4 protein-coding genes are annotated in these 3516 nt (G+C 52.7%); all 4 read left to right on the top strand.

Annotated features, from left to right (window positions below; genetic code table 11):
- Nucleotides 1–682, top strand: a 682-nt coding sequence (locus BZG79_RS12980; protein ID WP_077774604.1) for a glucosaminidase domain-containing protein, incomplete at its 5' end; no start/stop codon positions are given.
- 14 nt (nucleotides 683–696) lie between these two features.
- Nucleotides 697–1380, top strand: coding sequence for a YoaK family protein (locus BZG79_RS12975; protein ID WP_077774603.1), 684 nt, complete (start codon nucleotides 697–699; stop codon nucleotides 1378–1380).
- Between the two features lie 300 nt (nucleotides 1381–1680).
- Nucleotides 1681–3372: an anaerobic glycerol-3-phosphate dehydrogenase subunit A gene (glpA, locus tag BZG79_RS12970; RefSeq protein WP_077774601.1), complete on the top strand. Its 1692-nt coding sequence runs from the start codon at nucleotides 1681–1683 to the stop codon at nucleotides 3370–3372.
- Nucleotides 3369–3516 (top strand): FAD-binding protein (locus BZG79_RS12965; protein ID WP_199877834.1); only part of this gene is annotated, 148 nt, incomplete at its 3' end. The genes glpA and BZG79_RS12965, both read left to right, overlap by 4 nt.

Here is a 3516-nt window from a genome sequence, read left to right as displayed (position 1 = left end):
AGCTCCCCTTGTTCCTGATTTCCAATCTTTTGCCGCGGGGGCAGAGCGCAAGCAGGCGTTTTTTGATTACTTCACGCCCGTTGTCAATATGATTAATAGCCAAATACGGGCCGATCGTACCGCATTGTTGGCATGGCATGCGCGTAAAAATGCGTTAAGTAGCCGAGAAACAAAACGCGTCCAAGCGCTGGCGAATCAGTACGAGTTAGCAGACTTTGATGTTAGCCAGGAAGCGAATTGGATGGCGCTGATCCAACGAGTGGATATCATTCCGCCGTCGCTGGTGTTAGCGCAGGCAGCCAATGAGAGTGCGTGGGGCACCTCGCGGTTTGCACGTGAAGGCAATAACTACTTTGGGCAGTGGTGTTTCAGCAAAGGGTGTGGTCTGGTGCCTAAGCAGCGAACGGAAGGCAAAACCCATGAAGTGGCTGCGTTTGAAGGGCCACAAGCCTCGGTAGAAAGCTATATCAACAACCTTAATACCCATGCCGCATATCAAGGACTACGCGAGATCCGCGCCCGTCTGCGAGAGCAAAACAAAACGCTTTCAGGCGCGGTGCTCGCCAATGGGTTAGGGCGCTACTCTGAGCGTGGGCAGGCCTATGTGGAAGAGTTGCAAGCGATGATCCGTCATAACCAACTCGATAGGCTCGACCCGCCAGCATCGTCATCGACTAACTAACGCAAGGAAAGCCAATGATTACCCGTTTGCCTCGGTGGGTTGAATCCGGGGCGTTCGTGTTGGCACTGATCGCCGGCACCATCAATGCGATCGGCTTGTTGGGCTTTGAACACCAAGCCGTCTCACACGTATCAGGCACTGCGACGCAATTTGGCTCGGGGCTGTTTGCGGGCCAGTGGATGCACGTTGTTCAGCTGGGTGGCTTATTGTTGGCCTTTTTCCTTGGTGCTGCGGTGTCCGGCTGCTTGTTGCATGGCAGCACGCTAAAGCTGGGCCGCCATTATGACTCGGCACTCTTTGTTGAAGCCGGGTTAATTGTGGTGGCGTTTTATTTTTTATCCCGCGGCCTTGCCATTGGTCAACTGGCGGCATCGGCGGCTTGTGGCCTGCAAAATGCGATGGCGACCACCTATAGTGGTGCGATTGTACGCTCAACCCATTTAACCGGTATTGTCACCGATTTAGGCTTAATGTTAGGCGGCAAGTTGCGCGGTAACCGCGTTGATAAGCGTAAACTGATGCTGTTTTTACTGATTGCGTCGGGGTTTATTGTCGGCGGCGTGGTAGGGGCGGCGTTATTTGCGCATTTCCACTTTACGGCATTGTTGTTTCCGGCGGGATTATGCTTCGTGGTGGCACTGTGTTATCGCGCCACCACGACCCGACAACATTTGAGATCGGGCAATAATAGCCAATAAATACACAATGTATTAACAATGCGCGTTTTCGAGCATGGCGCCTTTGTCCTCTTTGTCTTCTTTTTCACGACCATGCTATCCCTAGGTGTTTTCCTCAAATGGTGGATAAACGCGGCCTGATTTCTTGTAGTACCCATTTGCCGTGTCACCATTCGCGCGCTATCCGCCACTGAAAAGTTTGTCCTAAATCAAACAAGCCGCAGTTTCCTTTTCGCTTTCGCGCATAGTGTGATGTTGTCGCCGTCATTGTTGCACGGGAAATGCCACACTCTGGTTACGATAAAGTAACAAGGAGGCCCCATGCCAACTCGCCATTATATTGAAACGGATGTGGTCATCATTGGTGGCGGTGCGACCGGCACTGGCATCATGCGCGATTGTGCGCTTCGCGGCATCTCGTGCATTTTGCTCGAACGTGACGATATTGCGGCAGGCACTTCGGGTCGCAACCATGGGTTGTTGCACTCTGGGGCTCGTTACGCGGTCACGGATACCGAGTCGGCACGCGAATGCATCCAAGAAAACACCATTCTTAAATCTGTGGCGCGTCATTGCGTGGAAGATACCAAGGGGCTGTTTATTACCTTRCCGGAAGACGATCTGGCCTACCAAGATACCTTTATCGCCAGTTGTGATAAAGCCGGTATTCCGACACGAAAACTCACACCGCATGAGGCGCTCGCTCTAGAGCCCAATGCTAACCCGGCGATGATAGGCGCCGTGCAAGTGCCCGATGGCACGGTTGACCCTTTTCGTTTGTGTGCGGCAAATGTGTTAGACGGTAAAGAGCATGGCGGCAAGGTATTTAATCATACCCAAGTCACTGGATTAGTTCGCCAAGGCGCGACGGTACAAGGGGTTCATTGTATCCACACTCTTACGGGTGAGCGCTTTTCGATTATGGCCCAGCAAGTGATCAATGCGGCAGGGATTTGGGGCCAGACTATCTGTGAGTATGCCGACCTCAACATCAAAATGTTTCCTGCCAAGGGCTCACTGCTGATCCTCGATTACCGCATTAATAATCGGGTGATCAACCGCTGTCGCAAACCGGCCGATGCGGACATCTTGGTGCCTGGCGATACTATTTCCTTAATTGGTACGACGTCCGAGCATATTGAGTACGACCAAATTGATAAGTTGGCGGTGACGCCACAAGAAGTGAATGTGCTGATGCGCGAGGGCGCCAAGCTGGCTCCCATCATGGCCAATACTCGGGTGTTACGGGCTTATGCAGGCGTACGCCCGTTGGTCTCGGTGGACGATGATGGCAGTGGTCGTAATATCAGCCGCGGCATCGTGTTGCTTGACCACCAAGCGCGCGATGGCCTTGACGGTTTGATCACCATTACCGGTGGCAAACTCATGACCTATCGACTGATGGCCGAGCAAGCCACAGATTTGGTGGCTGAAAAACTGGGTAACCGCAATGCCTGCCAAACCGCGACACGGCCGCTACCGGGCTCTGAGCCCTCCAAAGGGATCAGCAAAGCCAGTGCAAGCTTGGTCAAACCCGTCTATCAATCCGCCTATTATCGCCATGGCGAACGCGTCAGCCATTTCTTGGATGAAAGTGACGACAGCCAAGCGGTGATTTGCGAATGCGAAATGGTGACCAAAGGCGAGGTGAATTATGCCATTCAATCGTTGGATGCAAAAAACATCACTGATTTACGCCGTCGCACCCGTCTTGGAATGGGGCCGTGTCAGGGCGAGTTGTGCAGTTATCGCGCCGCCAGCTTATTCAGTGAGTGCGGAGGATTAGATGGGCAAGCGAGTGCTGGGCTGCTGGTGGACTTTCTTGAAGAGCGCTGGAAGGGCGTCAAGCCTATCTTCTGGGGGGACGCTTTACGCGAAGCCGAATTTAGTTACTGGATTTATCAAGGATTATTTGGCGCCGGTGATGTGCCTAAGTCGTCAAGCGAGGAATCAAAAACGGAAATGAATGAGCAAGTGTCCACTCAAGCTGTCGATCAGGAGGTCTCACAATGATTCACTATGATATTGCGGTGATTGGCGGTGGCATTGCTGGGTATACGGCAGCGATACGTGCATTGGAAGCCGGCAAAAAAACGGTAATGATCAGTGCGGGACAAAGTGCACTGCATTTTTCCTCGGGTTCAATTGATGTACTGG

Origin of the sequence: Salinivibrio sp. MA427, assembly GCF_001996115.1 — a bacterium.
Taxonomy (GTDB): Bacteria; Pseudomonadota; Gammaproteobacteria; order Enterobacterales; family Vibrionaceae; genus Salinivibrio; species Salinivibrio costicola.
Note: the sequence above shows the minus strand (reverse complement) of the source record. Positions and strands in the feature narration are given on the sequence as shown.

Coding starts and splice junctions, on each gene's coding strand:
- BZG79_RS12975 (WP_077774603.1), top strand. CDS start 697: ATGATTACCCGTTTGCCTCGGTGGGTTGAATCCGGGGCGTTCGTGTTG.